Source organism: Mucilaginibacter sabulilitoris, from assembly GCF_034262375.1.
In the GTDB taxonomy this organism is placed as follows: Bacteria; Bacteroidota; Bacteroidia; order Sphingobacteriales; family Sphingobacteriaceae; genus Mucilaginibacter; species Mucilaginibacter sabulilitoris.
In genome coordinates this window covers 6796715-6822885 of the sequence record NZ_CP139558.1, presented here as the reverse complement: position 1 = coordinate 6822885, position 26171 = coordinate 6796715, and the positions used below count along the sequence as shown (strand labels likewise).

General features: G+C 41.5%; 28 protein-coding genes. 19 read left to right on the top strand and 9 right to left on the bottom strand.

Features of this window, described 5'->3' with window-relative positions; all coding sequences use genetic code 11:
• The first annotated feature begins 6 nt into the window (after positions 1–6).
• The 10 genes from secY to SNE25_RS28720 all read left to right on the top strand — a co-directional run bounded on the left by secY (position 7) and on the right by SNE25_RS28720 (position 6909).
• Positions 7–1347, top strand: coding sequence for a preprotein translocase subunit SecY (secY, locus tag SNE25_RS28765; protein ID WP_321562460.1), 1341 nt, complete (start codon positions 7–9; stop codon positions 1345–1347).
• 8 nt (positions 1348–1355) lie between these two features.
• On the top strand, positions 1356–2147 hold the full coding sequence (map, locus tag SNE25_RS28760) for a type I methionyl aminopeptidase (protein ID WP_321562459.1): 792 nt from the start codon (positions 1356–1358) through the stop codon (positions 2145–2147).
• A 64-nt stretch (positions 2148–2211) separates the two neighbouring features.
• Positions 2212–2430 (top strand): translation initiation factor IF-1, encoded by a 219-nt coding sequence (gene infA / locus SNE25_RS28755; RefSeq protein WP_022833270.1) that lies wholly within the window; start codon positions 2212–2214, stop codon positions 2428–2430.
• A gap of 8 nt (positions 2431–2438) precedes the next feature.
• Positions 2439–2555 (top strand): 50S ribosomal protein L36, encoded by a 117-nt coding sequence (gene rpmJ / locus SNE25_RS28750; protein WP_074487407.1) that lies wholly within the window; start codon positions 2439–2441, stop codon positions 2553–2555.
• A 71-nt stretch (positions 2556–2626) separates the two neighbouring features.
• A complete protein-coding gene (gene rpsM / locus SNE25_RS28745; RefSeq protein ID WP_321562458.1) occupies positions 2627–3004 on the top strand; it encodes a 30S ribosomal protein S13 in 378 nt (125 codons plus the stop codon).
• Between the two features lie 133 nt (positions 3005–3137).
• Positions 3138–3527, top strand: a complete 390-nt coding sequence (rpsK, locus tag SNE25_RS28740; RefSeq protein ID WP_321562457.1) for a 30S ribosomal protein S11 — start codon at positions 3138–3140, stop codon at positions 3525–3527.
• A 67-nt stretch (positions 3528–3594) separates the two neighbouring features.
• Complete coding sequence (gene rpsD, locus SNE25_RS28735) at positions 3595–4203, top strand: 30S ribosomal protein S4 (RefSeq protein ID WP_076377381.1); 609 nt, start codon at positions 3595–3597, stop codon at positions 4201–4203.
• Positions 4204–4298: 95 nt separating this feature from the next.
• On the top strand, positions 4299–5291 hold the full coding sequence (locus SNE25_RS28730) for a DNA-directed RNA polymerase subunit alpha (RefSeq protein WP_321562456.1): 993 nt from the start codon (positions 4299–4301) through the stop codon (positions 5289–5291).
• Positions 5292–5487: 196 nt separating this feature from the next.
• Positions 5488–6084: a 50S ribosomal protein L17 gene (gene rplQ / locus SNE25_RS28725; protein WP_321562455.1), complete on the top strand. Its 597-nt coding sequence runs from the start codon at positions 5488–5490 to the stop codon at positions 6082–6084.
• 342 nt (positions 6085–6426) lie between these two features.
• Complete coding sequence (locus SNE25_RS28720) at positions 6427–6909, top strand: nuclear transport factor 2 family protein (RefSeq protein ID WP_321562454.1); 483 nt, start codon at positions 6427–6429, stop codon at positions 6907–6909.
• Between the two features lie 30 nt (positions 6910–6939).
• Here SNE25_RS28720 and SNE25_RS28715 read toward each other — a convergent pair whose 3' ends face one another.
• Positions 6940–7191, bottom strand: coding sequence for a hypothetical protein (locus SNE25_RS28715; RefSeq protein WP_321562453.1), 252 nt, complete (start codon positions 7189–7191; stop codon positions 6940–6942).
• On the opposite strand from SNE25_RS28715, the gene dnaK reads away from it, so the two are divergent.
• The 3 genes from dnaK (at position 7192) to SNE25_RS28700 (ending at position 11518) form a co-directional block, all read left to right on the top strand.
• Positions 7192–9129: a molecular chaperone DnaK gene (gene dnaK, locus SNE25_RS28710; RefSeq protein WP_321566263.1), complete on the top strand. Its 1938-nt coding sequence runs from the start codon at positions 7192–7194 to the stop codon at positions 9127–9129.
• A gap of 398 nt (positions 9130–9527) precedes the next feature.
• Entirely contained in the window at positions 9528–9911 is a 384-nt protein-coding gene (locus SNE25_RS28705; protein WP_321562452.1) for a hypothetical protein, read from the top strand.
• Between the two features lie 80 nt (positions 9912–9991).
• Positions 9992–11518: an IS1182 family transposase gene (locus SNE25_RS28700; protein WP_321566262.1), complete on the top strand. Its 1527-nt coding sequence runs from the start codon at positions 9992–9994 to the stop codon at positions 11516–11518.
• A gap of 164 nt (positions 11519–11682) precedes the next feature.
• Here the strand turns inward: SNE25_RS28700 and SNE25_RS28695 are convergent, their stop codons facing one another.
• Both SNE25_RS28695 and SNE25_RS28690 read right to left on the bottom strand, forming a co-directional pair.
• Entirely contained in the window at positions 11683–12585 is a 903-nt protein-coding gene (locus SNE25_RS28695) for a nucleotidyltransferase family protein (RefSeq protein ID WP_321562451.1), read from the bottom strand.
• Between the two features lie 100 nt (positions 12586–12685).
• The gene (locus SNE25_RS28690; RefSeq protein ID WP_321562450.1) at positions 12686–13801 is read right to left on the bottom strand and encodes a M42 family metallopeptidase; all 1116 of its coding nucleotides are present in this window, start codon (positions 13799–13801) and stop codon (positions 12686–12688) included.
• A 283-nt stretch (positions 13802–14084) separates the two neighbouring features.
• Here SNE25_RS28690 and SNE25_RS28685 point away from each other — a divergent pair, with 283 nt between their 5' ends.
• Positions 14085–14951, top strand: coding sequence for a DUF6340 family protein (locus SNE25_RS28685; RefSeq protein ID WP_321562449.1), 867 nt, complete (start codon positions 14085–14087; stop codon positions 14949–14951).
• On the opposite strand, the gene SNE25_RS28680 is transcribed toward SNE25_RS28685, so the two are convergent.
• A complete protein-coding gene (locus SNE25_RS28680) occupies positions 14941–15354 on the bottom strand; it encodes a GNAT family N-acetyltransferase (RefSeq protein WP_321562448.1) in 414 nt (137 codons plus the stop codon). The two genes, SNE25_RS28685 and SNE25_RS28680, sit on opposite strands and share 11 nt — an antisense overlap.
• A gap of 531 nt (positions 15355–15885) precedes the next feature.
• On the opposite strand from SNE25_RS28680, the gene pruA reads away from it, so the two are divergent.
• The gene (gene pruA, locus SNE25_RS28675) at positions 15886–17523 is read left to right on the top strand and encodes an L-glutamate gamma-semialdehyde dehydrogenase (protein ID WP_321562447.1); all 1638 of its coding nucleotides are present in this window, start codon (positions 15886–15888) and stop codon (positions 17521–17523) included.
• Between the two features lie 149 nt (positions 17524–17672).
• Here pruA and can read toward each other — a convergent pair whose 3' ends face one another.
• The 5 genes from can to SNE25_RS28650 form a co-directional block, all read right to left on the bottom strand.
• Positions 17673–18335 carry a carbonate dehydratase gene (can, locus tag SNE25_RS28670; RefSeq protein WP_321562446.1) on the bottom strand — a complete coding sequence of 221 codons (663 nt, stop codon included), beginning with the start codon at positions 18333–18335 and terminating at the stop codon, positions 17673–17675.
• 29 nt (positions 18336–18364) lie between these two features.
• Entirely contained in the window at positions 18365–19111 is a 747-nt protein-coding gene (locus tag SNE25_RS28665; protein WP_321562445.1) for a YoaK family protein, read from the bottom strand.
• 165 nt (positions 19112–19276) lie between these two features.
• The gene (locus tag SNE25_RS28660; RefSeq protein WP_321562444.1) at positions 19277–19999 is read right to left on the bottom strand and encodes a carbonic anhydrase; all 723 of its coding nucleotides are present in this window, start codon (positions 19997–19999) and stop codon (positions 19277–19279) included.
• Between the two features lie 10 nt (positions 20000–20009).
• The gene (locus SNE25_RS28655) at positions 20010–21614 is read right to left on the bottom strand and encodes a SulP family inorganic anion transporter (RefSeq protein ID WP_321562443.1); all 1605 of its coding nucleotides are present in this window, start codon (positions 21612–21614) and stop codon (positions 20010–20012) included.
• Between the two features lie 78 nt (positions 21615–21692).
• Positions 21693–22025: a hypothetical protein gene (locus SNE25_RS28650; protein ID WP_321562442.1), complete on the bottom strand. Its 333-nt coding sequence runs from the start codon at positions 22023–22025 to the stop codon at positions 21693–21695.
• A 106-nt stretch (positions 22026–22131) separates the two neighbouring features.
• Between SNE25_RS28650 and SNE25_RS28645 the strand changes: the two genes are divergently transcribed.
• The 4 genes from SNE25_RS28645 (at position 22132) to SNE25_RS28630 (ending at position 25893) form a co-directional block, all read left to right on the top strand.
• A complete protein-coding gene (locus SNE25_RS28645; RefSeq protein ID WP_321562441.1) occupies positions 22132–23673 on the top strand; it encodes an acyl-CoA carboxylase subunit beta in 1542 nt (513 codons plus the stop codon).
• A 21-nt stretch (positions 23674–23694) separates the two neighbouring features.
• Positions 23695–24042: an MmcQ/YjbR family DNA-binding protein gene (locus SNE25_RS28640; protein WP_321562440.1), complete on the top strand. Its 348-nt coding sequence runs from the start codon at positions 23695–23697 to the stop codon at positions 24040–24042.
• A 105-nt stretch (positions 24043–24147) separates the two neighbouring features.
• Positions 24148–24558: a VOC family protein gene (locus SNE25_RS28635; protein WP_321562439.1), complete on the top strand. Its 411-nt coding sequence runs from the start codon at positions 24148–24150 to the stop codon at positions 24556–24558.
• 192 nt (positions 24559–24750) lie between these two features.
• A complete protein-coding gene (locus tag SNE25_RS28630; protein ID WP_321562438.1) occupies positions 24751–25893 on the top strand; it encodes a TlpA disulfide reductase family protein in 1143 nt (380 codons plus the stop codon).
• Positions 25894–26171: the final 278 nt, after the last annotated feature.

Below are 26171 nucleotides of genomic sequence, written 5' to 3'. Positions count from 1 at the left end.
GTTTCAATGAAGAAATTTTTCACCACATTATCCAATATCTGGAAAATTGAAGATCTGAGAGTGCGTATTATTAACACACTCTTATTTCTTTTAATATATCGCGTAGGTTCATTCGTGGTTTTGCCCGGTGTTAACCCTACATCAATATCAGACCAAAAGGCAGAAGGATTAGTAGGATTGCTGAATATGTTTGCAGGGGGCTCGTTTTCACGTGCCTCTATTTTTGCGTTGGGCGTAATGCCTTACATTTCGGCTTCAATTGTGGTGCAACTGCTGGGTATCGCGGTACCTTATTTTACCAAACTTCAAAAAGAAGGTGAAAGTGGCCGTAACAAAATTAACCAATGGACCCGCTACCTAACCATAGGTATTACAGCGTTACAGGCCATAGGTTATGTGCGTTCGCAAATTGGCCCTGATGCCCGTTTAATTGGTGATCCGGTATTTACCATATTAACTACTATAGTTTTAACCGCAGGTACATTATTTGTAATGTGGCTGGGCGAGAAAATTACAGATAAAGGAATTGGTAACGGTATATCGTTAATAATTATGGTGGGTATTATTGCCCAGTTACCAGGTGCATTCTTAACTGAGTTTCAGTCACGCACTACCGGTACAGGTGGTTTGGTTACCTTCATAGTTGAAATTGTGGCACTTATTGGTGTGGTAATGTTTACTATACTTATTGTACAGGGTACTCGTAAAGTAGCTGTGCAGTATGCAAAACGTATAGTAGGCAACAAGCAATATGGCGGCGTTCGTCAGTATATTCCTTTAAAGGTAAACGCTGCCGGTGTAATGCCAATCATATTTGCCCAGGCCTTAATGTTCATACCGCAAACAGTGCAACAGTTTTTTCCGAATGCGGCATCAAATGGTATTTTGATTGCATTGTCAAACTACAACTCATGGGAGCATAACCTGCTGTTTGGTATATTGATCATCCTGTTTACTTATTTCTATACGGCTATTACGGTTAATCCTAACCAAATGGCTGATGATATGAAAAAGAACGGTGGTTTTATACCAGGCATTAAACCAGGCCGCTCAACCGCTGAGTTTATTGATGGTGTAATATCCAGAATAACTTTACCTGGATCAATATTCCTGGCTATTGTAGCAATCATTCCGGCCATCGTAAGTTTGGTTGGCGTTTCACCTATTTTCGCAAGATTCTTTGGTGGTACGTCACTGATCATCCTGGTTGGTGTTGTTTTGGATACCCTGCAACAAATTGAAAGCCACCTGTTGATGCGTCATTATGATGGTTTAATGAAAACCGGACGAATTAAAGGTCGTACAGCAATGCCTGCTGCTGCTGGCACTACTCCGACGGCTATCTAATTTTAAGCATGTCAAAAATTCTTTACAAGTCTGCCGAAGAAATAGAGCTCATCAGAGAAAGCGCCTTACTGGTATCCCGCACACATGCAGAGGTAGCCAAAGTGATTGGACCTGGTGTTACTACTATAGAACTCGACAGACTTGCTGAAACCTTTATACGCGACAATGGCGGGATTCCTACTTTTTTAAACTATGGCGGTTTCCCTTATTCCCTTTGCATTTCGTTGAATGATCAGGTGGTACATGGTTTTCCCGGAAACTATACCCTTGTTGAAGGTGATCTGGTATCAGTTGATTGTGGGGCTACGTTAAACGGCTTTGTAGGCGACTCTGCCTATACTTTCGCTATAGGTGAAGTAAGTGACATCGTTAAGAAACTGATGAGGGTAACCAAGGAGTGTCTTTACTTAGGTGTTGAAAAGGCTGTGGTAGGCATGCGCATAGGCGATATAGGTTACGCTATACAGGAACACGCAGAAAAAAATGGCTTTGGTGTAGTAAAGGAACTTGTAGGGCATGGTGTAGGTGTTAAGCTTCACGAAAAGCCCGAAGTACCTAACTATGGCAAACGCGGGGCAGGAATTAAACTGGAAGAAGGCATGGTGATAGCCATTGAACCTATGATTAACGCTGGCCGTGCCGGTGTTAAGTTCTGGGATGATGGATGGACCGTATCAACAGTTGATAAAAAACCATCTGCTCATTATGAGCATACCGTAGCGGTAGGTAAGGGTAAACCAGACATTTTATCGACGTTTGAATATGTTGATAATGTTTTGAAAGAAAAAAATAATAATTAAATAAATTTTTATTAATTTTGCATCCCGGTTTTAGGGCGGATAATTAAGTAATAATCAATAAAATATGGCTAAACAATCTTCGATTGAGCAAGACGGTACAATTAGGGAGGCATTATCAAATGCTATGTTCAGAGTTGAACTGGAGAACGGCCATGAGATTATTGCGCATATATCCGGTAAAATGCGTATGCACTACATCAAAATTTTACCTGGCGACAGAGTGAAACTGGAAATGAGTCCGTATGATTTAACAAAGGGTAGAATAACTTATAGATATAAATAAACAAAGAGATGAAAGTTAGAGCATCCATTAAAAAACGCAGCGCTGATTGCAAGATCATTCGCCGTAACGGGAAACTTTATGTTATTAACAAAAAGAATCCTAAATACAAACAGCGTCAGGGATAATTAAAAAATTGTGATAATCCGTACAACGGTGGCCCGCCGTTCGGTTATCATCTAAAAAACAAACAATAAATATGGCAAGGATTTCAGGTATAGATTTACCGAAAAACAAAAGAGGTGAGATTGGACTTACCTACATTTACGGCATCGGCCGCTCAACAGCTCAAAGAATTTTGACTGAAGCTGGTATTGATTTTAACACAAAAGTTCAAGACTGGACTGATGAGCAGTTAACCTCAATCCGTACAATCATTAACGATCAAATCAAGGTGGAAGGTTCACTTCGTTCAGAAGTACAACTTAACATCAAACGTTTAATGGATATAGGTTGTTACCGTGGTACACGTCACCGTAAAGGTTTACCATTACGTGGTCAGCGTACTAAAAACAATTCACGTACCCGTAAAGGAAAACGTAAAACAGTTGCTAACAAAAAGAAAGCTACTAAATAATAATTGATTAACGACTGAAGGGCTGCACCTGTGTGATAGCCCGGTAGTTGTTAGGAACAGAAAATTATAAAAACAGTTAATGGGTCCGAGTTATTCACTAACTAAGTAATCCACTAACTCAATAATTAAAAAAATGGCTAAAACTAAAAAAGTTACCAAAAAGCGTATTGTTATCGTTGAGCCAGTTGGCGAAGCACACATCAATGCAACTTTTAACAACATTATTATAACCCTAACCAACAAAACCGGTCAGGCTGTATCATGGTCTTCAGCTGGTAAAATGGGCTTTAAAGGTTCAAAAAAGAATACTCCTTACGCTGCTTCACAAGCTGCCGCCGATTGTGGTAAAGTTGCTTATGATTTAGGCTTACGTAAAGTTGAAGTATTTGTAAAAGGCCCGGGTGCCGGTCGTGAGTCAGCTATCCGTACTTTACAAACTGCAGGTATTGAAGTTACTACAATAAAAGACATTACACCGCTTCCACACAATGGTTGCCGTCCGTCAAAAAGAAGAAGAGTTTAATTAACAGATTTTTTAAAGCTAAGATTCAGCAGCTACAGGTTGCCTGATACTTTAAGAACACACAAAAATGGCAAGATATACAGGTCCAAAATCCAAAATTGCACGCCGTTTCCGTGAGCCGATCTTCGGTCCGGATAAAGCGTTAGAACGTAAAAATTATCCACCAGGAATGCACGGTGCTTCCAAACGTCGTGGAAAACAATCTGAGTATTCAACTCAGTTGCAGGAGAAACAAAAAGTTAAATATACTTATGGTGTATTAGAGCGTCAGTTCGAAAACTTATTTCACCGTGCATCAGCCAAAGAAGGTATCACAGGCGAAAACCTGTTGAAATTTTTAGAGGCCCGTTTAGATAACGCTGTTTATCGTTTAGGTATTGCTCCTACACGTTCGGCAGCACGTCAGCTGGTAAATCACAAACACATTAACGTAAACGGAGCTGTTGTAAACATTGCTTCTTATGCTTTAAAAGCTGGTGATGTGATTTCAGTACGTGAAAAATCTAAATCATTAGAAGCTATTACTACATCTGTAGCCGGAAGAAGAATCAACAAATACAGCTGGTTAGAATGGGATGCTAATGCCTTAACAGGTAAATTCCTGAACTATCCTAACCGCGATGAGATCCCTGAAAACATTAAGGAAAACCTAATCGTCGAGTTGTACTCAAAATAATAACGATAATTATCCATGGGATGGTTGGCATTTTATGTCAATCATTTTCGTGGTTTAAATCAATTCAATTAGTAAACAATAAACAAAGGATATAAATGGCAATTTTAGCATTTCAAAAACCAGACAAGGTTATCATGCAGAAAGCAAACGATTTTGATGGTACGTTTGAGTTTCGTCCGTTAGAACCAGGCTTCGGTGTAACCATTGGTAATGCTCTGCGTCGTATCTTACTTTCATCACTCGAAGGTTATGCCATTACTTCTGTACGTTTTTCAGGAGTTACGCATGAGTTTTCAACCATAAAAGGAGTTGTTGAAGATGTTACCGAGATCATTTTGAACCTTAAACAAGTTCGTTTCAAAAAAACAGGTGAGTCTGGCGATAACGAAAAGATATTTGTTATAATAAATGGCCAGGACGCTTTTAAAGCTGGAGATATTACTAAATTCTCTAATAACTTTACTGTTTTAAACCCTGATCTGGTTATCTGTAACATGGATTCATCAGTAACGCTTGAAATAGAGCTTACTGTTGGCAAAGGCCGTGGTTATGTTCCGAGCGAGGAAAATAAAAACCCGGATGCGAACGTTGGTGTAATTGCCATTGATTCCATCTTTACGCCTATAAAAAACGTAAAATATACCATTGAAAACTATCGTGTTGAGCAAAAAACCGACTATGAAAAATTAGTTCTGGATATTGCTACCGATGGCTCAATTCACCCTGAAGACGCATTAAAAGAAGCTGCTAAGATACTTATTCAGCACTTTATGCTGTTCAGCGATGAGAACATGATGCTTGAAGCACAAGCTAAAGAAGAAACCAAAGAGGTTGACGAGGAAATCCTGCACATGCGCAAGATCCTGAAAACTGAACTGGTTGATCTTGACCTTTCTGTACGTGCATTGAATTGCCTTAAAGCTGCTGATATTCGCAGCCTGGCCGATTTAGTATCGTACGATGTTGCCGATATGCTGAAGTTCAGAAACTTTGGTAAAAAGTCATTAACTGAAATCCAGGACCTGGTTAAATCAAAAGGTTTATCTTTTGGTATGAATCTGTCTAAATTTAAGTTAGACGAAGAATAATTTAAAAAGTTTTGAGTTCTGAGTGTTGAGTTTTTCTCAACCTCTGAACTTAATCCAATTAATAAAGGTAGTTAGTTTTTAGAGTTTAAACTCACTACTTATCACTTAAAACTCACAACTAATAATGAGCGAAAGCATAATTCCGAAGGCTTGAGTTAATCGCCGGACGGTATGCACGTGAAATAATTTAATAACAATGAGACACGGAAACAAAAACAATCACTTAGGCCGTACTACCAGCCACCGCAAAGCGATGCTGGCTAACATGGCAACTTCGCTTATTTTACACAAGCGTATCACTACAACATTAGCAAAAGCAAAAGTTTTACGCGGTTATGTTGAGCCTTTATTAACAAAATCAAAAAACGATACTACGCACTCTCGTCGTACAGTATTTAGCTACCTGCAAGACAAGGATGCTACTACTATCCTGTTCCGCGAAATTGCCGAGAAAATAGCTAACCGTCCAGGTGGTTACACCCGTATTGTTAAGTTAGAAAACCGTTTAGGCGATAACGCTGAGATGGCAATCATTGAATTAGTTGATTACAACACTGTTTACGGTGCTGATACTGCAGCTGCAGCTAAAAAATCAACTCGTCGTCGTGGTGGTTCATCAAAAGCTAAGGCTGCTGCGCCAGCTGCCGCTAAAGAAGTTGCTGCACCTGCTGAAGAAGCAGAAGTTGTTGAAGAAGTTAAAGCCGAAGCACCAGTTGCCGAAGCCACCGAAACTCCAGCTGCAGAAGCTCCTGCAACTCCGGAAAACGAAGAGAACGCAGAAAAAGGAGAATAATTTAAACTATTCTCTGCTTTATAAAGAAACGCCCTGGTCATTTGATCAGCGCGTTTTTTTTGTGACCGTACTTTTTTATCTACCATGCTGTAGATCATCTGCCAAACTTTACAACTTAAGGTAATCTTGGTTTTGTTACCGGGCAAGGGTGTGTTGTTAAATTTAAAGATTAACTATTTCGCAGCTTATTCCTGTTTTTGTTATGGGTTTTACATAAAAGGAAATGATATTGTGTATTGTAATGGTCTTATAGCCAGTAAATTGTAAAGATGTAATTCTGAGATATTGATTAAATTTAATAGAAATATGTATCTAATCTTAACCCCTAAAATTTTAGAAAACATGAAAAATCTTTTAATCCTGGTATTTACATTGTTTGCCGGTACCACATTAGCTCAAAATGTTTTAAAGAATGGCACTATTTACAAAGAACACCCTTACATTACTATCGTTAACAACTCAACTGATCTATTTATAAAGCAGGACTGGGAGGGGTTATATAAACTTTATGCTGACACAGCTAAATTTTATGATCCATCAAGCCCTACAAAGATCTCCCTTGCTGATCAGAAAAAAGGTTGGGCAGACATTGCCGATAAATGGGAACAAATAAAAGTAGTTAAAGTTGGTTACCCCGATGCATTAGAATATGATAAAGATCCGTTTACCGTACAATCATGGTGGAAGGTGACCGCAGTTAATAAGAAAACAAAAAAGACGGCTACATTTCACCTGGTTCAGTTTGATGAGTTCAATAAGGACGGGAAAATAATGGTCGAAATTTCTTATTACGATCAAAGCCCTCTTATGGAGGCTTCTAAATAGATTGCATAAAATATGAAACAGGCTTACGCATCATTTGTAAGCCTGTTTTAGGGCAATAATGATGCTTTGCATAGCAGCAGTTATTTTATACTGTTTCAAATCATTGGCAGGTAATATCTCCTTACCATCTCCAATAGCTACACCCCTTGGCATTAGGTCAAATTCTGCCAACCTGTCACCAATACGATTGTTTTTTCTGACGCAATATTTGACATCCTGACTATAATCCTGCCAAATGCATATTGGCACAAACGTTGATAAATAGCTGTTGTTAGTAAACATATTAAATCAAGAAAACACAATCATATGTCTAAAATAATTGGAATCGACTTAGGAACAACAAACTCCTGCGTAGCTGTAATGGAAGGTAATGAGCCTGTAGTTATAGCCAACAGCGAGGGCAAACGTACTACGCCATCCGTTGTAGCGTTTATTGATAACGGCGAGCGTAAAGTTGGTGATCCGGCTAAACGTCAGGCTATCACTAATCCTACAAAAACTATTTCTTCTATCAAACGCTTTATGGGTAACCAGTTTAACGAAGTTACCAGTGAAGCTGCCCGCGTACCTTACAAGGTAGTAAAAGGCGACAATAACACCCCGCGTGTTGAAATTGGCGACCGTAAATACACTCCGCAAGAAATTTCAGCAATGATACTTCAGAAAATGAAGAAAACAGCTGAAGACTTTTTAGGTACCGAAGTTACTGAAGCGGTTATTACCGTACCAGCTTATTTTAATGATGCACAACGTCAGGCTACAAAAGAAGCCGGTGAAATTGCTGGTTTAAAAGTACGCCGTATCATTAACGAACCGACTGCTGCTGCCTTAGCTTATGGCTTTGACAAAGCGCACAAGGATATGAAAATTGCCGTGTTTGACTGCGGTGGTGGTACACATGACGTATCAATCCTTGAATTAGGTGATGGCGTATTTGAAGTGAAATCAACCGATGGTGATACTCACTTAGGTGGTGATGACTTTGACCAGGTAATTATTGACTGGTTGGCTGATGAATTTAAAAGTGACGAAGGTATTGATCTGCGTAAAGATCCAATGGCTTTACAACGCTTAAAAGAATCTGCTGAAAAAGCTAAAATTGAATTATCAAGCTCAGCTCAAACAGAAGTTAATTTACCATATATCACAGCTGCCGATGGTATGCCAAAGCACTTAGTTAAAACTTTAACACGTGCTAAATTTGAGCAACTTGCTGATAGCTTAATCAAACGTACTATTGAGCCTTGTAAGACAGCTTTAAAAAATGCCGGTTACAGTACTTCAGATATCGACGAAGTGATCCTGGTAGGTGGTTCAACACGTATTCCTGCTATACAGGAAGCTGTACAAAAATTCTTTGGCAAAGCACCTTCAAAAGGTGTTAACCCAGATGAGGTTGTAGCAATTGGTGCTGCTATTCAAGGTGGCGTATTAACCGGTGAGGTTAAAGATGTGTTGTTGTTAGATGTTACCCCGCTTTCACTAGGTATTGAAACTATGGGTGGTGTAATGACTAAATTAATTGAGTCAAACACAACTATCCCAACCAAAAAATCAGAAACGTTCTCAACCGCCAGCGATAGCCAGCCATCAGTTGAGATCCACATACTACAAGGTGAGCGCCCAATGGCTGCGGGTAACCGTACTATAGGCCGTTTCCATTTGGATGGTATACCACCAGCACCTCGCGGTGTGCCTCAAATTGAAGTAACTTTTGATATTGATGCCAACGGTATATTACATGTATCTGCAAAAGATAAAGCAACCGGTAAAGAGCAAAAAATCCGTATCGAGGCTTCATCTGGCTTAACTGATGCCGAGATCAAAAAGATGAAGGACGAGGCTGAAGCAAATGCTGACGCGGATCAAAAGGCAAAAGAAGAAGTTGAAAAACTGAACGCTGCCGATGCCCTGATCTTTTCGACAGAAAAACAACTGAAAGAATACGGTGACAAAATTTCGGCCGATAAAAAAGGACCCATCGAAGATGGTCTGAAAAAGTTGAAAGATGCTTATGCATCTAAAAACTTAGCCGACATTGAAACTGCTCAAACTGAACTGAATGCCGCATGGGCTACCGCATCTGAAGAGATGTATAAAGCCTCTGCCGAAGCGGGAGGTCAGCCAGGTGCAGAAGGTGCCCCAGGTGCAGGTCCGCAGGATCAAGGCGACACGGTAACCGATGTTGACTTTGAAGAAGTAAAAGACGATACAAAATAATAAGTGTTATTTTAATAATAAAAAGCCCGGTCAGGATTTTCTGTACCGGGCTTTTTTATGAGCTGAAATCATGGCGTAGAAGAGGCTTTTTTACACCCAATGGCATCTTAATTTTCTAACAATTTTGGGTGTGTCTCTATTCCTCTAATTGCGCGATGCTGCCACTCAAATTTGCCTTCATATTCGACGAATAGCCTAAATTACCCCACAAACAGCCCTGATTGAACTATTAATGCCTTAAATTACTGATTATTAGCTGTTTTTGAGGTTTGACGATTAGTAAACCAGCTTTGTCTATGATTATAGATGGGTGGTATAATTGATTTTTTTTGCATTTAAAAATGCTATTGCTTTGAATAAAAAAAAACTAATTCAGCAGCATTTTTTAATTAAATATCATGAAAAACTCAATTAAACTTTCGGCATTATTTCTCTTACTAAGCCTGAGCGCTTTCGCCACAACACCTGCCAAAATTAAAAACGATACAGTAAGCGCTAAAAACAGTATAATGCTATCATCAATGCTTAAGGACCGTGGCGTTTATATAAACGTTGTAAAAACAGAAAAATGTAACCCTTATGTGATGATTTACGATAATGAAAGAAATATCCTGATAAAGGATTTTTTACCTAATAAAGCCAATGCAGCAAAAGGGTATGTTTTTACCAACCTTGATAATGGTGACTATACAATTGAAGTTACCGCAAACAACGAGATTGTTAAAAAGAAGGTACATGTGTATAAGGAATATGATCAAAAAGCATTTTTCTTTATTGACTAATTGATTAACGTACTATATAAAACAAGAAGAAGCCGTCTCATAAGTCAAATATGGGGCGGTTTTTTGTGTATCTTAAAGGCATGGGAGGCAAGGTAGTCTTTAAGGAATATGATCCGGACCAGTTAACGTTTTTACCGTATAAACTGGAAGAATTGGTACCGGCAGGTCATCCGGTACGGATAGTTAAACAGGTGGTTGACGCGGTCGATGTCAAGCCACTCAACCGGAAGTACAAAGGCGGCGGCGCGTCGAGTTTTCATCCCCGGCTGATGCTGAAACTGCTGGTTTATGGTTATCTGACCAATACCTATTCCTCACGTAAACTGGAGGAGCAGGCGGCCCAGAACGTTCACTTCATGTGGTTATTGGGCATGAAAAAGCCCGACCACAATACCATCAACCGTTTTCGCAGTGAAAAGCTATCAGGGGTACTAAAGCAGATATTCTCACAGATCGTTCTTTTATTACAACAGGAAGGAATTGTATCATTGAAGGAGGCCATTTTCACTGATGGCACCAAGATCGAATCGGTGGCGAACAAGTACACTTTTGTATGGGGTAAAAGCATAAAGAACAGTAAAGAGAAGATGAAAGCCCAGCTTGATGAGTTATGGGGCTATGCGCAAAGTATTGCTGCTGAAGAACTCAAAGACACCGCACCGCTGGAATACAGCGAGATCAACCCTGAGAAAGTGAAAGAAACGATCTCAAAGATCAACGCGGCATTGGAGGATAAGGAAGACGTGGCGGGGAAAGTAAAACAAAAGCTGAACTATGCAAAAAAGCATTGGCCGGAGAACCTGGCCAAATATGATGAACAGGAAAAGTTATTGGCTGGGCGTAACAGTATGTCAAAGACGGACCCGGATGCCACGTTCATGCGGATGAAAGAAGATCATATGCTGAATGGGCAACTCAAGCCTGCTTATAACCTACAGATCTCCACCCAAGAGCAGTTCATTCTCAATTACACGCTGCACCAGACCCCGACCGATTACCAAACGCTACCATCACATATCGAACAGTACGAATCCCTTTATAAAGAACTGCCCAAAGCGATAGTTGCCGATGCAGGTTACGGCTCGGACGAGAACTATGGTGTGCTGCAGCAAAAAGGTATTGAAGCTTATATCAAATACAATACGTTCGACAAGGAACAAAAAGAAGGTATCAAAGCATTCAGTAACGATAGTCTGCATTATAACGAAGCGGAGAATTATCTCACCTGCCCGATGGGCCAGCGCATGCACCATGTTGGCGACGGTCAGCGGATAACTTCTTCAGGTTTTCTGCAGTTGATCAGCCGCTATCAGGCGCAGAACTGTGAAGGCTGTCCGATGCGGGGCGTATGCCACCAAAACCCCGGCAACCGGATCGTCGAGATCAACCACAGTCTGAGAAAACATAAACAGGCAGCGACGGAAAGATTGAATACAGAACAGGGCATCAAATACCGAAAACGAAGACCCGCCGATGTGGAGCCGGTATTCGCACAACTGAAGCACAATCATGGTTTCAGACGATTCCTGTTGAAAGGAATGTCCAAAACAGAGGTAGAAATAGGGTTATTATCCATCGCTCATAACCTCAGAAAATGGAAAGCCTGAGAAAAAGGCTTTTATCTCCCCAAAGACAGCTGAACCAATCCAAAAAACAGAACAAACCAACACAGTCCGCCTTCCCTAATAGCTTATCTAAATCGCTCTAAATAAAAAAACCGCCTCATAATTGACTTATGAGACGGCTTCTTCTTGTTTTATATAGGTTATTGTTAGTCCCAAAGTTTTTCAGGATAGGTGCCATTGGCTACCAGATCTGATATGCTTTTTTGTACAATAGGTTTGTCTTCTTTATAAGTTACACCAAACCATTTTGAACCGGTAGGAATAACCTTAAACGCAGCCTCGCCAGATTTGATCAATTCATCCGCAGCCAGCGGAATAAAGAACTCCGATTTCGGGTTGCTTTCATTAGCCTCAACAAACTGCTGGAACATCGGCAAGCTTTGTTTAAATATAGCCGGTGTAAAGCCCCAGAAATTCATAGATACACGGGTATCATTTGGTAAAGGATGTTCGCCTGTAGCGTCTTTATAAGCTACGCTACCGTCTTCCTTAAAGTAAACCTCAGTACGCTCGTTAATTTCAACCATGTTGCCATTATCATCAACCTTACAAACACCGCGCGATACAGAACCATAGTCAGACAAGGTCCTGTCAATCTGGTAACCTATCAGCGAGTATGTATCGTCAGCAACTTCGGTAGTTAAAAACTTAGCCATTTTCTCAAATGAATCGTATCCATAAAAGTCATCAGCGTTGATAACGCAAAAAGGCTCATTTACCTGGTTGCGGGCGGCAAGTACCGCATGAGCAGTTCCCCAGGGTTTGGCGCGTTCTATGGTTTTATCAATACCAAAAGGTTTAAGATCAAAACTTTGAAAGATGTAGTCTGTTTCGATTCGGCCCTTAAGCTTGGGTTCAAAAATAGCTTTAAAGCTATCAGCAAATTCTTCGCGGATAATAAAGCTTACTTTGCCAAAGCCGGCTTTTATAGCGTCGTAAATAGAATAATCGATAATAGTTTCTCCGTTGGGGCCAAAGCCATCAACCTGTTTCATGCTGCCATAACGGCTGGCCATTCCGGCGGCCAAAATAAGAAGTGTTGGTTTCATAGATATATGTTGGGGGTACTTGATAATAACTATATGCTTTTACATAAATTTTCTATAGGAATGATCTGAAGCCAAAATTGTTTTAGCCGAAAACGCCTGATTATTTGATATACCTGAAATCCTGTCCTGCCTTGATGTTTAATAAGGACTCATAAATAAGGCGTATTACATTATCAACATCTTCTTTATGTATCATCTCTACGGTAGTGTGCATGTACCGCAATGGTAATGATATAAGCGCTGATGGTACACCATCATTGGAGTAGGCGAAGGCATCGGTATCGGTGCCTGTTGATCGTGACGATGCCTGGCGTTGAAAAGGAATGTTTGCCTTTTGCGCGGCATCGATAAGTAATTTATTCAGGTTATTTTGAACGGCCGGCGCATAAGATACTACCGGACCCTTACCACAGGCCAGATCGCCCTGGGTAATTTTGTTGATCATTGGGGTTTGTGTATCATGAGTAACATCTGTTACTATAGCTACGTTTGGTTTTATTTTGTGGGCTATCATTTCGGCGCCACGCAAACCTATCTCTTCCTGTACCGCGTTAACTATGTACAGGCCAAAAGGTAACTTTACTTTGTTTTCTTTAAGTAAGCGGGCAACCTCGGCTATCATGAAACCACCTGCGCGGTTATCAAGCGCACGGCCAACATAATAACGATTGTTAAGAATCATGAATTCATCTTCATAAGTAATTACACAACCTACATGAATGCCTAATTGCTCAACCTCATCTTTTGAGGTGCAGCCGCAATCCAGGAAAATGTTTTTTAAGGTAGGTGCCTCTTCCTTTTCGCCGCCTAAACGGGTATGGATAGCAGGCCAGCCAAAAACAGCTTTTACAACGCCTTTATCGGTGTGTATGTTTACCCGTTTTGAAGGGGCTATCTGGTGATCTGATCCGCCGTTGCGTATTACGTATATTAAACCATCATTAGTAATATAATTCACAAACCATGATATTTCGTCAGCATGCGCCTCAATAACCACCTTGTAATCGGCCTTTGGGTTAATAATACCAACCGCTGTACCGTAATTATCTACATAATGATCGTCGATGTAAGGCTTTATATAATCAAGCCATAACTCCTGACCTTTCCATTCAAAACCGGTAGGTGAGGGGTTATTGATATATTTTTCAAAAAAAGAAAGTGATTTTTTGTTTACAACAGAAATATGCGGTGAGGCGTCAGATTTTTTTTTAGCCATGTTTATTTAGTAAACTATTTATATATGCAATAAGCAAATATAATAAAGTTGATGGTAAACCCCTAAAATAAGCTGTCATATTTGAAACAAAACTGCGTTTTTATTATTAATTTAATACTAATGTTACAGCAATAGCGTTTTTTTTTGAAATATGTAAAATTTGGGGCACTTGATTAATTAGTTGTGATTAACTGTAAGTTTTACATTAATGACACATTAATATTCATTTCAATTTCATTGTTGTTTTGTAATTTTACACTTATCCATAATTTACTCCACCACTGTGAAACTGTTTAAGCTTATTTGTATATTATTTGTTGCCTGTTTAACTTCCTGTACTGTTATTCAATATGCAACCGTACCTGTTGATTATGCTCCTAAACTGGTGTTTAACCAGGATACCGCCCACATTTTGCTGGTTAATAAAATAGCTTTCGATTCAACGAAAATCAACAAAAGGAAGCTTGTGGCGCTTAAAGCCGCCGCGTATACTGCAGTAGCCGGAGCCGAAAAAGAATTAAAGCTATTGCCCGGTGTTAAGGTTACCAGCCTGATAGATTCTATACCCTTTAATACCAATCCCGATTCTGTTAAGCAACTTGCTGCTACCTATAAAGCAAATTATGTTTTAACTATCAATGATTTTAATGCAGGCCTCGTACTCGACAATGTACAATATGATGGAAATGCGCAAGTAGCCTATTACAGTACTAAAGCAATGGTGAATTTCACTTTGTATGAGAGCAACGGCGTTTATTTTAAAAAGCTGAAAGGCACAGCTGAAGAACCCCAGGATGGGCGATTTGGATATTCGATCAATGCTGTTGCCCGCTACGCCGCTCTGGATGCCCTAAAAGATTATTTGCCCTATACCATAACTAATCAAAGACCGCTTTATAGCCAGGGTGAACAGCTTTCGGCAGGGGTGAAGCAGATTTTGACAGGCAGGTTTGATCTGGCATATAAAATATTAAACCCGTTGATTGACGGGCCTGATCCTAAGCTGGCCAGTCGGGCTGCCTACAATATGGCCGTGGTTTACGAAGCTCAGGGAGATATTGATGAGGCCCTGGCCCTGGCTAAACTATCAAACCAAAAACAGCAGAATGATTACGCTACTATAATTATTGCCGCGCTGATTAAAGAGTAAGGTCTTTTTCGAGAATTTCGTAATAGAACCCGTGCCGGGTGAAAAAATTGCCGGTGTGTGTGAAACCAGCTTTAAGATAAAATTCAATAGCCGACAACCTCGCGTTACACCATAACCGTTTAGCGCCGTTTGTTTTTGCAAAAGCGGTAACGTGATCCAAAACCTGCGTACCTATCCCCATGCCCTGCAAGCTTTCATCCACCGCAAACTTGCGGAACTGATAATCATCGCCTTTAGCAAATAAAGATATTACGGCAACGATGAAGTTATCTTTAAAAGCGGCAAAATGCAGACCGTCATTATCTTCGTCCATTTCCATTTCGTACAACTTTTGTTCTGGGTACAAAACCTTTTGCCGTAGTCGCCAGGTAAGTTCAGGGCGTATTTGTTCAATATCGATCATAGGATAATTACAGCGATGGCCGCTGAGGTCTTTTACTTTTGTCGCAACAAAAGTAACAAAAATGCTTTTTTCTTTTAGGCTTCTTTGCCGCACATGGCCTTTGCCCTGCAAATCCGCCAGAACCACAGGCTGCAATTATTTTGCCCCACTTCGTTCCCACACAACCAACGCTTCAGCAAAAACTTGCTATGCCTTTTACCACCCTCGGGCCACCATCGTTCTGCCTGATTTCACCCGAAGCGAGCTGCACCGAGCATTATCTTTAGAAAAACGATAGCAAATCAAAAAGCGGGTAAAGGCCTGACAAAAAGCGGGCCAGGGTGTTTTGCTTGTGGGCGGAAGCTTTTTTTGTCTTGATCTTTTGGTTACTTTTGTATCAAGACAAAGTAACAGCCCCAGCGGCAATTGAGCGCTCTGCGATATGCAAATTCAGCTATTGATACTCAAATTTTCCACCTTACATTTTGACATTCCCTTAATTTACCCGTCCCTGCAAAAAACGTATCTTTGCGGCAACATAAATTACCATCTATGCTTAAAGGATTTTTTAATGTTCCGGTACCGCAAAACGAGCCTGTTTTAAACTATGGCCCGCGCAGCGCGGAACGTGCAGCACTTAAGGCCGCTTTAGAGCAGGCCCGTGCGCAACAACTGGACATACCTATGTACATTGGCGACAAAGAAGTACGTACCGGCAACAAGCTCGAAATTCGTCCGCCTCATGATCATAAACATTTACTGGCTACGTTTTCTGAAGGTGATGCAAGCCATGTTACGGCTGCTATTGACGCAGCGCTGGCTGCTAAGGCCAACTGGGAAAATTTACCCTGGGAACAGCGTGCTGCTATATTTTTAAAGGCTGCTGATCTGCTTGCCGGCCCATATCGAGCCAAAGTGAATGCGGCAACCATGCTCGGTCAGTCAAAAAACGCGTATCAGGCCGAGATAGATTCGGCATGTGAGCTGATAGACTTTTTGCGCTTCAATGTGCAGTACATGACCGAAATTTACCAGCAGCAACCCCCAATATCGGGTAAAGGTGTATGGAACCGTGTAGAACAGCGCCCGTTGGAAGGGTTTATTTTCGCGCTTACGCCATTTAACTTTACTGCTATAGCGGGCAACCTGCCAACGTCCGCCGCCATGATGGGTAATGTGGTGGTTTGGAAACCTGCCTATCCGCAAATTTATGCTGCAAATGTACTGATGCAGGTGTTTAAAGAAGCCGGCGTACCTGATGGTGTTATTAACCTGATTTATGTTGACGGCCCTATAGCAGGTGAGGTAATATTTAATCACCCTGATTTTGCAGGGATTCATTTTACAGGCTCTACCAAAGTGTTCCAGAACATCTGGCAAACTATTGGCACCAATATCCATAAATATAAAACTTATCCGCGCATTGTCGGGGAAACCGGGGGTAAAGACTTTGTACTTGCGCACCCAAGCGCTGATGCCGATGTAGTGAGCACAGCCCTTGTTCGCGGCGCTTTTGAATATCAGGGACAAAAATGTTCTGCTGCTTCAAGAGCTTATATACCTGCCTCTTTATGGCCTGCTGTAAAAGCAAACATGCAGCGCGATATCGCTTCGTTTAAAATGGGTCCGGTGGAGAATTTTGAAAATTTTATCAATGCTGTGATTACCGAGGTATCCTTTGATAAACTGGCCAAATACATTGATGCAGCCAAAGGCGATGAAGGTGTTGAAGTTGTAGCCGGTGGCCACTATGATAAAACCCAGGGCTGGTTTGTAGAGCCTACGGTATTAAAAGTAGATGATCCGTACTATGTAACCATGTGCGAGGAGCTTTTTGGCCCGGTATTGACTATTTATGTATACGAGGATGCCAAATTTGATGAGGTAATTGATATAGTAGATAAAACATCTATCTACGCGCTTACAGGCTCTATTATCTCACAGGACCGATATGCTATTGCTGAGGCAACTCACCGTTTACGCAATGCGGCCGGAAACTTTTATATTAATGATAAACCAACCGGCGCGGTAGTTGGTCAGCAGCCATTTGGTGGTGCCAGGGGATCGGGTACCAATGACAAGGCCGGTTCAATGATCAACCTGCTGCGTTGGGTATCGCCGCGTACCATTAAAGAAACCTTTGATCCGCCGAAGGATTACAGGTATCCGTTTTTGAGTAAAGAAGTATAAGCCCCTGACCCCCTAAAGGGGGAGGGTAAAAATCTTTCGATAAAAAAGAGCGATGAATAGGTAATATTCATCGCTCTTTTAGTTTAAAGTATTTTAAGGAAAAAAAGGAACTTTGCTTTTACCCTCCCCCTTTAGGGGGTCGGGGGGCTTTATTTAAACTTAAACACGTTATCCATATTCTCATTGTTATGGGTGCTTACTTTCATGTCGCTTATTAAGCCCGTGCTCAGGCTGTAAACCCAGCCATGTACCCCCAATTCCTGTCCGTTTGTCCAGGCGTTTTGAACTATGGAGGTTTTGCAAAGATTGTAAACGTTTTCAATCACATTATATTCAACCAGACGGTCGGTGCGTTTTTGCGGATCTTTAATGGCATCCAATTCCTCGGCATGCAGACGGTAAACGTCCTTGATATGGCGCAACCAGTTATCAATAAGCCCATACTGCTGATTGCTCATAGCTGCCATTACGCCGCCACAACCATAATGTCCGGTTACAATTACATGTTTAACTTTTAACACATTTACGGCGTAATCCAATACCGAAAGCATATTCATATCCGAGTGGATAACCATGTTGGCAATGTTGCGGTGTACAAATATTTCGCCCGGTGCGGTGTTGGTGATCTGGTTGGCCGGCACACGGCTGTCGGCACAGCCAATCCATAATATGGGCGGACTTTGACCGTTGGCCAGTTTAGTGAAAAACTCAGGATCGCTGTTTAGGGCGTTTTCAATAAATTGTTTGTTGCCATCCAGCAAACCCTCGTAGGTGATATGGCTGGTGTCGTGAATGTCTTTTTTAGCACACATAGGTATATTTTTAAAAGCTGTTAAATACTTTAAACAGATCTGCTTTTGCCCGCCCAAAATATCCGGCTTATTCTATGCAGGGCAACAGGCGAAAGATCGTAATATAAAATGGTAAGCAAAATTAACGGTATAAAATAAAAAATGGCAAAATTATACAGATTAAAAAAGTAGCCGCCCATAATGCCACCCAAAAAATAAAAAGAAAGCACGGTAAGGCGTACGTATATCTTATTTTTAATGGTTTCGGTTTTACTTACTTTGGGGTGCAGCCATTCAGATACGTCGCCGCCGAGGTCAGTAAACAAACCCGTTAAGTGGGTTGATTTGATTAACCCACCCGATATGATTGATACCAGGCTATTCTGCAGCCCCATTGAAAAAATGATCACCCCAATTACTACCTCGCGTTCCGTTTGGGTTTCCTGATAGAAATTATGTCCATAAATAGCCACAAACAAAAGCAGCAATATTTCGATAATAATGGGGATAGAATGTGCCCGGTAACGGCTTTTATGTTCCAGTGATTTAATAATAAAGTTTGATATAAAAGCCCCGGCAAAAAACATGAGCAGCCATATAACAAATACTACTATCTCGTTCCAGTTTTGTTCAACTACATGTTTAGCCAGGTTGGCCACATGACCCGTAATGTTGGAAGTGAAAGCAAGAAAAGCGATCATGCCAACCACATTGGTTATGCCCGAAACAAAAGCGGTTGATGATGCCAGCAATAAGTTTTCCTTCAGGGTACGTGCTTCTTTCGATTTCCTCAGCATAAAATATCCTTGCTTTTTGCAGCACGATAAAAATAAGATAAAAATTACGAGGGTTGCAAATTGACGTATAATAAAAAAGCCCCGCTCACTTTCGCAAGTCGGGGCAAACCAAACATAAACCTCTCTGTGCCTAAGCACCGGGAGACCTTAAATATGATATTGCTGTTAATGCTGGGCTACAGCATTAGCGCTATCCAGCTCATATACATAACCTAAATTATGCGGACTGCTGCTGCTCACCTTCAAATCCTTGATCAGGCCGGTACCGAGGTCAATCACCCAGCCATGTACTTCCAGATCATGACGCTCCATCCAGGCATTTTGAATAATAGAAGTTTTGCACAGGTTGTATACCTGCTCGCTTACATTGAGCTCAACCAAACGATTTTGTTTTTGTGTTTCGTCGGTTATGCGGTCAAGTTCATAACTGTGCAGGCGGTAAACATCCTTGATATGACGCAGCCAGTTATCAATAATGCCAAATTGTTTGTTGCTCAGTGCGGCGGCAACACCACCACAGCCATAATGGCCGGCTACAATAACGTGTTTTACTTTAAGTACGTTGACCGCGTAATCAAGCACGCTCAGCATGTTCATGTCTGAGTGCACAATTACATTAGCAATGTTGCGGTGTACAAATACTTCGCCCGGTTTGGTACCGGTTACTTCATTGGCAGGTACACGGCTGTCTGAGCAGCCTATCCATAATACCTGGGGGCTCTGGCCTTTGGCGAGTTTCTTAAAGTAGTCCGAATCTTCTTTTAATTTAAGTTCAACCCATTGGCTGTTGCCGTGTAATAACGCGTTATAGCTATCAGATTGAGCCAGTTTTAAATTATTGGTATCAATAACGGGTTTGCCGTTTTTTTTATCATCTATGAGTGTCATGTTCTTTTTCTTAGTTAGGGTTATACATTAATTCTTTTAAAGGAGGTACGTCGTACTTATCCTTTACTTCATGTAATTGCACAATAATGCCTTTAGTGTAGGCATTGTGCTTATAGTTCTGGATGATCTCTATCACATCAGGGTCAATATACCTGGAGTTGGAGCCATCGATGATCACGTCGGCACCCTTAGGCAAACTGGTCAACGTGATTTGTATAGCGGCTTTATTTAAAAAGGAAACCTCTTCGGCAAGCCTAATCCTGATCACTTTTTTATCGCCATTTTTAACTATCTGATAAAAATATGGGTTGCGTAAATTGGTGCGCAGTATGTAAAACACGCCTACCATCATACCTATGCCAACACCTATCAGCAAATCAGTTAGTACCACAGCTACAATAGTTACCACAAACGGAATAAACTGGTTTAAACCAAGCGTCCACATGTGTTTAAATAAACTGATACGGCATAGCTTATACCCTGTCATGAGCAGTATAGCTGCCAAACATGATAAGGGGATCAGGTTTATTAATACCGGAATAAGCAGTAATGCAACCAGCAATAAGCAGCCATGTGTTATGGCGCTCATTTTGGTACGTGCACCTGCATTAACATTGGCCGATGAACGTACAATTACAGCCGTCATGGGCAGGCCGCCTAATAAGCCACTGGTAATATTGCCAATCCCCTGCGCTACCAGTTCGCGGTTGGTAGGCGATATGCGTTTTATTGGGTCGATCTTATCAACAGCCTCTAAACTAAGCAAGGTTTCTAAGCTGGCCACTATCGCAATGGTAATGGCGGTTATCCAAACCTGTTTATTACCTATAGCACCAAAATCGGCCGATTTAAACAGCGCGAAAAATTCACTGCTGCTGTTTACAATCGGAATGTGTACAAATTGCTTATCCTGTAAGCCGAGACTGGTGCCGGTAAATAAAAAGCTTAAACCAACCCCAGCCAAAACAACTAATAATGGAGCAGGTACAATAGCCAGTTTTTTAAACCTGGGCCAGTATATGAGCAACAGTAAAGAAACAATGGCTATAATAACAGCACCGTAATTGATTTTGCCAAGAGCCTGAAATATGCCCGAAAAAGTATTGTGCTCGTCAGCTTGGCTAAAGCGCTCATCGCCTTCAAAATTAGCATCATAGCCAACAGAATGCGGAAATTGTTTCATGATGAGTATAATACCGATAGCTGCAAGCATACCTTCAATAACTGCCGATGGAAAATAGTTAGCTATGGTACCTGCTTTTAATATGCCAAGCAACACCTGAAAAATACCGGCCAGTAAAATCGCGAGCAAAAACGTTTCGTATGATCCCAGACTGGTTATGGCGTTTAACACAATAACGGTTAAGCCGGCTGCGGGCCCGGCCACGCTAAGCTGTGAACCACTCAAGGAACCTACCACAATACCGCCAATTATTCCTGTTAATACCCCTGCAAATAACGGGGCGCCCGAGGCCAGCGCTATGCCCAAGCATAAAGGCAATGCTACCAGGAATACAACAATACTTGAAGGAAGGTCTTTTTTTAAGTTTTTAGTTAAAAAATATTTTTTCAGGTTGAGATTGCCCACAGCAATACCACCTTGCTTAATTTGCATAAGATCGATAATTTGAATGAAAATTTAAATGAATTGTAAAGCGATAACATCCGGATAGGGAAGTATCCGGTTAATCATTTAAACGTTGGGCGGTGGCGTTGGGACTACAGGATGATATACCTGTTTATAAAGGTTGTGTTCTTTATTATGCAGCACATTGGTTTCTACAATAAATGTCAGAAAATCGACACTGTGCAGATCATAGGCATCAAAGACTTTTTTCTCCTTGAAAGTATCCTTATCCGGATTGTCTTTTTCTGTTTTTGACTCCTGTTCAAGCTGAAGTATAACCGCGCTTACGGTTTTATTATCAAGATATAAAAATACCGGCGCAAGTGATATAGCCATCTTTACAAGAAAGACGCCCATAAACATTGCCACTATCAGTATTTTAAAATTCCTGATCTTCATTATTACAAATATATAAATAATACATTTTAAAATGCATCCTAATATTGTTTTAAGCTAATCTTACAATTTAATTACTATTTTTAACCAATTACAAACAACCTGAATTGTGAATAAAAAGCTCGAATTACTAAGGGAGAAGCGCCAAAAGGCGTTTGAAGGCGGCGGCGCGTTACGTATTGAAAGTCAGCATAAAAAGGGAAAACTTACCGCGCGGGAGCGTCTCCATTTTTTAATGGATGAAGGTTCGTTCCAGGAGATCGGGATGCTGGTGGCTCACCGTTCAACCGACTTTGGAATGGAGAAGGAAAAATATCCGGGCGATGGCGTAATTACGGGTTATGGTACCATAAATGGCCGGTTGGTTTATGTTTTTTCGCAAGACTTTACCGTTTTTGGAGGGTCACTGTCTGAAACCCATGCCGAAAAGATCTGCAAGATCATGGATCTTGCCATCAAGAATGGAGCGCCGGTGGTGGGCCTTAATGACTCGGGCGGTGCGCGTATACAGGAGGGGGTTGTATCGTTAGGCGGTTATGCCGATATCTTTTACCGCAATACCATGGCGTCGGGAGTGGTACCTCAAATATCGGCCATTATGGGCCCCTGCGCGGGCGGTGCGGTTTACTCGCCGGCTATAACCGACTTTATTTTAATGGTGGAGAATACCTCCTATATGTTTGTAACCGGCCCAAACGTGGTAAAAACAGTAACCCATGAGGTAGTAACTTCCGAAGAACTTGGCGGTGCCACAACACATGCTACCAAATCTGGCGTTACCCATTTTGCCTGTGCCAATGAAATAGCAGCAATACAGAATATCAAAGCATTACTAAGCTATATGCCGCAAAATTGTGAAGACCGGGCGCCGGCTTTACCATACGATATACAAAACGAACTCAGAACGGAGTTAAATACCCTGTTGCCCGAAAATGCTTCAACCCCCTATGACATCCGCGAAATTATTGACCATGTTATTGACGCAGGTTCCTTCCTGGAAGTTCATAAAGATTTTGCAGAGAACATTGTAGTAGGCTTTGCCAGGCTTGCCGGGCGCAGTATAGGTATTGTTGCCAACCAGCCTGCCTTTTTGGCCGGGGTACTGGACATTCATTCATCAACCAAAGCGGCTCGTTTTGTGCGCTTTTGCGACAGCTTTAATATACCATTGCTGGTGTTTGAGGATGTACCCGGATTTTTACCCGGTACCGACCAGGAATGGAACGCCATTATAACCAACGGTGCCAAATTGCTTTATGCCTTTTGTGAAGCCACAGTGCCCCGCATTACGGTAATTACCCGTAAGGCTTACGGCGGGGCCTACGATGTGATGAACTCTAAACACATCGGCGCTGATATGAATTTTGCATGGCCAACCGCAGAGATTGCCGTAATGGGTGCCAAAGGTGCGGCCGAAATTATTTTTAAACGGGAGATAAGCACCGCAGAGAACAAGGAGGCTAAATGGAAGGAAATGGAACAACTGTATTCTGATACATTTGCTAACCCTTACCGGGCCGCTGAACGTGGTTTTATTGATGAAGTGATAGAACCTGCCGAAACACGCATAAAGCTAATACAGGCCTTTAAAATGCTCGAAAATAAGGTGGTGAATAACCCGAGGAAAAAACATGGCAATATGCCTTTATAAGAAAGATAAAGGGTGACAATTATGACCATTGAAGACTTACAGTCCATTTGTATGCAGCTGCCTGGCGTAACCGAGGATCTTAAGCTTGGTGATCATTTGTGCTTTAATGTGGGAGGCAAAACCTTCCTGTTTACCGGGCCCGACAGCGTACCACCAACCGCCTCGGTAAAAGTTCCGGAAGAGGATTTTGAGGAGACCTTGCAAAAGGAGTGCTTTTCGCCACAAGCTTATATAGGTAGGTATAAATGGGTTCATATTGCCGATATCGGTTGCTTGAACAGGCAGGAGTGGGAGTTTTATATTAAACAATCATATAACCTTATAGCCCAAAAGTTGCCGGGTAAGATCAAAAAAGAAATAGGTTTGTAGCTTATAAGCGACTGTCTTGATTTGCCTCTAATTTGTCGCTTTTACAGCTCCTGAGTTTTTATAAATGCCTGTAAGTTTGTATTACAAATTAAAACGAAAAACATTATGGCAACTCAAATTTTTGTAAACTTACCGGTTAAGGACCTTAACAAATCAATTGAATTTTTTACCAGTCTGGGTTATAGTTTTAACCCGCAGTTCACCAATGAGCAGGGCGCATCATTGGTTATCAGCGATACCATATTTTTTATGCTGCTAACCGAGCCTTTCTTTCAATCGTTCATTAAAAAAGGGATCGCTGATGCTACCCAGGTAGCCGAAACCATCAATTGTATCTCATTAGATAGCCGGGAAGCGGTTGATGAGATGGTGCGTAAGGCTGTAGCCGCGGGTGCCACTGTGCCAAACGAGAAACAGGACTACGGCTGGATGTATGGGCACGGTTTCCAGGATCTTGACGGCCACCTGTGGGAATTTGCTTACATGGATATGAGTGCCGTGCCACAGCAAATGTAATCCCCCAGTCCCCTAAAGGGGGGCTTTTATACCTCCTTTGGTCATTCTGAGCCAGAATCTATTAACCAATATGCTTGTGTAAACAGATATGTTGGTTATCTGATATTAAAAAGTAACATTGGTCCGCCGGCCAATGTTACTTTTTAATTTTGTACTAAAGCGGAAAAAGTATATTTACTAAAAAAAATACTGATGAAAAATCTTTGCCTCCTCATCTGCTTTCTGCCCATGTCAGTAATGGCGCAGCAAACTTTTAATATCAATGGTAAGGTAAAAGGTTTAAAGAGCGGAGATAAGGTTTACCTGTTTTACCAGCCGGATAATCAAATTCTGAGCGACTCTGCCAGTGTGCAGAACGGTAGCTTTCATTTTACGGGGGCTTTAACTCATCCCGCTCAGGCATCCTTGTATCTGAACAAAAATCCAATGGTAAATAAAGCCGTTAAGGGTGAGATACTGGACATCTTTCGGTTTTATGTGGAGGCCGGTAAAATAAACCTTGAAGCTGCAGATTCCCTTAAGCATATTACGATTATTGGTTCGCCTATTAATAAAGATAATTCCGAATGGATGGCTTTGCGTAAGCCCGTTGAAGATAAATTGGTTGCACTGGATAAAGAATATGCAGGGTTAACAGATGCTCAAAAAGGCGACGGCCAAACTGTTCAGGCCATGATAATGAAGGAAAAGCAATACATGGAGGATTTGAATGTAGTAGGAGTGGAATTTGCTAAGACACACCCAAATTCGTACCTGAGCCTTTTGACTATAAAACAGGGAGCAGCAGGTGCCAAAACCACCGAAGCGGCAACTGAGGCGTATCATAATCTTTCGGCTCAATTGAAAAATACGGAGATTGGGAAAAGTATCCCTGTTTTGCTGGCTTCATCTTCAAAAAACAAGATTGGCGATTTTGCCATTGATTTTACACAAAATACTCCCGATGGCAAAGCCGTGAAATTATCGGACTTTAAAGGCAAATATGTATTGGTTGATTTTTGGGCAAGCTGGTGCGGTCCCTGCCGCGAGGAAAACCCCAATTTGGTTGCCGCCTACAACAAGTATAAAGAAAAGGGTTTTAATGTATTGGGTGTATCGCTTGATTATCAGGGCAAAAAGGACGCATGGACGAAAGCTATTGCCGATGATAAACTAACCTGGACACAGGTATCTGACCTTAAGGGCTGGGATAATATGGCAGCGCTGCAGTATGGCGTACGCAGTGTGCCTTTTAATTTCCTGGTTGACCCCGCAGGGAAAATAGTTGCTAAGGATCTGAGGGGAGAGGGGCTGAACAGCAAACTGGCCGAGCTATTTGACGCCCCTTCGAAGTGAAATTTAACTCATTAAGAAGTTATGTTCATGTTCACGACGCCATGAACATTAGTGAACGCTTGATAATCAATTGTTTGTATTTTGTAGATTTGAGCACACAAGTGATTATGGCAACTGTAACGATGAAGTATAACGTTGGTGACAACACAAACATTGGCGAGTCGCGAACTTCACCGAACAGGTGCGATTACGACATTCCCGTGGTGGACTGTCAGCCTGAGCTCCGGCCTCATCCTGATCCCTTTCGCCGTTGTCGTGTTATCATCAACAACTTTAAT

What these genes read in the sequence shown, in the direction of transcription:
- secY (WP_321562460.1), top strand. Translation starts at nt 7, where the DNA reads ATGAAGAAATTTTTCACCACATTATCCAATATCTGGAAAATTGAAGAT.
- map (WP_321562459.1), top strand. Translation starts at nt 1,356, where the DNA reads ATGTCAAAAATTCTTTACAAGTCTGCCGAAGAAATAGAGCTCATCAGA.
- infA (WP_022833270.1), top strand. Translation starts at nt 2,212, where the DNA reads ATGGCTAAACAATCTTCGATTGAGCAAGACGGTACAATTAGGGAGGCA.
- rpmJ (WP_074487407.1), top strand. Translation starts at nt 2,439, where the DNA reads ATGAAAGTTAGAGCATCCATTAAAAAACGCAGCGCTGATTGCAAGATC.
- rpsM (WP_321562458.1), top strand. Translation starts at nt 2,627, where the DNA reads ATGGCAAGGATTTCAGGTATAGATTTACCGAAAAACAAAAGAGGTGAG.
- rpsK (WP_321562457.1), top strand. Translation starts at nt 3,138, where the DNA reads ATGGCTAAAACTAAAAAAGTTACCAAAAAGCGTATTGTTATCGTTGAG.
- rpsD (WP_076377381.1), top strand. Translation starts at nt 3,595, where the DNA reads ATGGCAAGATATACAGGTCCAAAATCCAAAATTGCACGCCGTTTCCGT.
- SNE25_RS28730 (WP_321562456.1), top strand. Translation starts at nt 4,299, where the DNA reads ATGGCAATTTTAGCATTTCAAAAACCAGACAAGGTTATCATGCAGAAA.
- rplQ (WP_321562455.1), top strand. Translation starts at nt 5,488, where the DNA reads ATGAGACACGGAAACAAAAACAATCACTTAGGCCGTACTACCAGCCAC.
- SNE25_RS28720 (WP_321562454.1), top strand. Translation starts at nt 6,427, where the DNA reads ATGAAAAATCTTTTAATCCTGGTATTTACATTGTTTGCCGGTACCACA.
- SNE25_RS28715 (WP_321562453.1), bottom strand. Translation starts at nt 7,191, where the DNA reads ATGTTTACTAACAACAGCTATTTATCAACGTTTGTGCCAATATGCATT.
- SNE25_RS28705 (WP_321562452.1), top strand. Translation starts at nt 9,528, where the DNA reads ATGAAAAACTCAATTAAACTTTCGGCATTATTTCTCTTACTAAGCCTG.
- SNE25_RS28700 (WP_321566262.1), top strand. Translation starts at nt 9,992, where the DNA reads ATGGGAGGCAAGGTAGTCTTTAAGGAATATGATCCGGACCAGTTAACG.
- SNE25_RS28695 (WP_321562451.1), bottom strand. Translation starts at nt 12,585, where the DNA reads ATGAAACCAACACTTCTTATTTTGGCCGCCGGAATGGCCAGCCGTTAT.
- SNE25_RS28690 (WP_321562450.1), bottom strand. Translation starts at nt 13,801, where the DNA reads ATGGCTAAAAAAAAATCTGACGCCTCACCGCATATTTCTGTTGTAAAC.
- SNE25_RS28680 (WP_321562448.1), bottom strand. Translation starts at nt 15,354, where the DNA reads ATGATCGATATTGAACAAATACGCCCTGAACTTACCTGGCGACTACGG.
- pruA (WP_321562447.1), top strand. Translation starts at nt 15,886, where the DNA reads ATGCTTAAAGGATTTTTTAATGTTCCGGTACCGCAAAACGAGCCTGTT.
- can (WP_321562446.1), bottom strand. Translation starts at nt 18,335, where the DNA reads ATGTGTGCTAAAAAAGACATTCACGACACCAGCCATATCACCTACGAG.
- SNE25_RS28665 (WP_321562445.1), bottom strand. Translation starts at nt 19,111, where the DNA reads ATGCTGAGGAAATCGAAAGAAGCACGTACCCTGAAGGAAAACTTATTG.
- SNE25_RS28660 (WP_321562444.1), bottom strand. Translation starts at nt 19,999, where the DNA reads ATGACACTCATAGATGATAAAAAAAACGGCAAACCCGTTATTGATACC.
- SNE25_RS28655 (WP_321562443.1), bottom strand. Translation starts at nt 21,614, where the DNA reads ATGCAAATTAAGCAAGGTGGTATTGCTGTGGGCAATCTCAACCTGAAA.
- SNE25_RS28650 (WP_321562442.1), bottom strand. Translation starts at nt 22,025, where the DNA reads ATGAAGATCAGGAATTTTAAAATACTGATAGTGGCAATGTTTATGGGC.
- SNE25_RS28640 (WP_321562440.1), top strand. Translation starts at nt 23,695, where the DNA reads ATGACCATTGAAGACTTACAGTCCATTTGTATGCAGCTGCCTGGCGTA.
- SNE25_RS28635 (WP_321562439.1), top strand. Translation starts at nt 24,148, where the DNA reads ATGGCAACTCAAATTTTTGTAAACTTACCGGTTAAGGACCTTAACAAA.
- SNE25_RS28630 (WP_321562438.1), top strand. Translation starts at nt 24,751, where the DNA reads ATGAAAAATCTTTGCCTCCTCATCTGCTTTCTGCCCATGTCAGTAATG.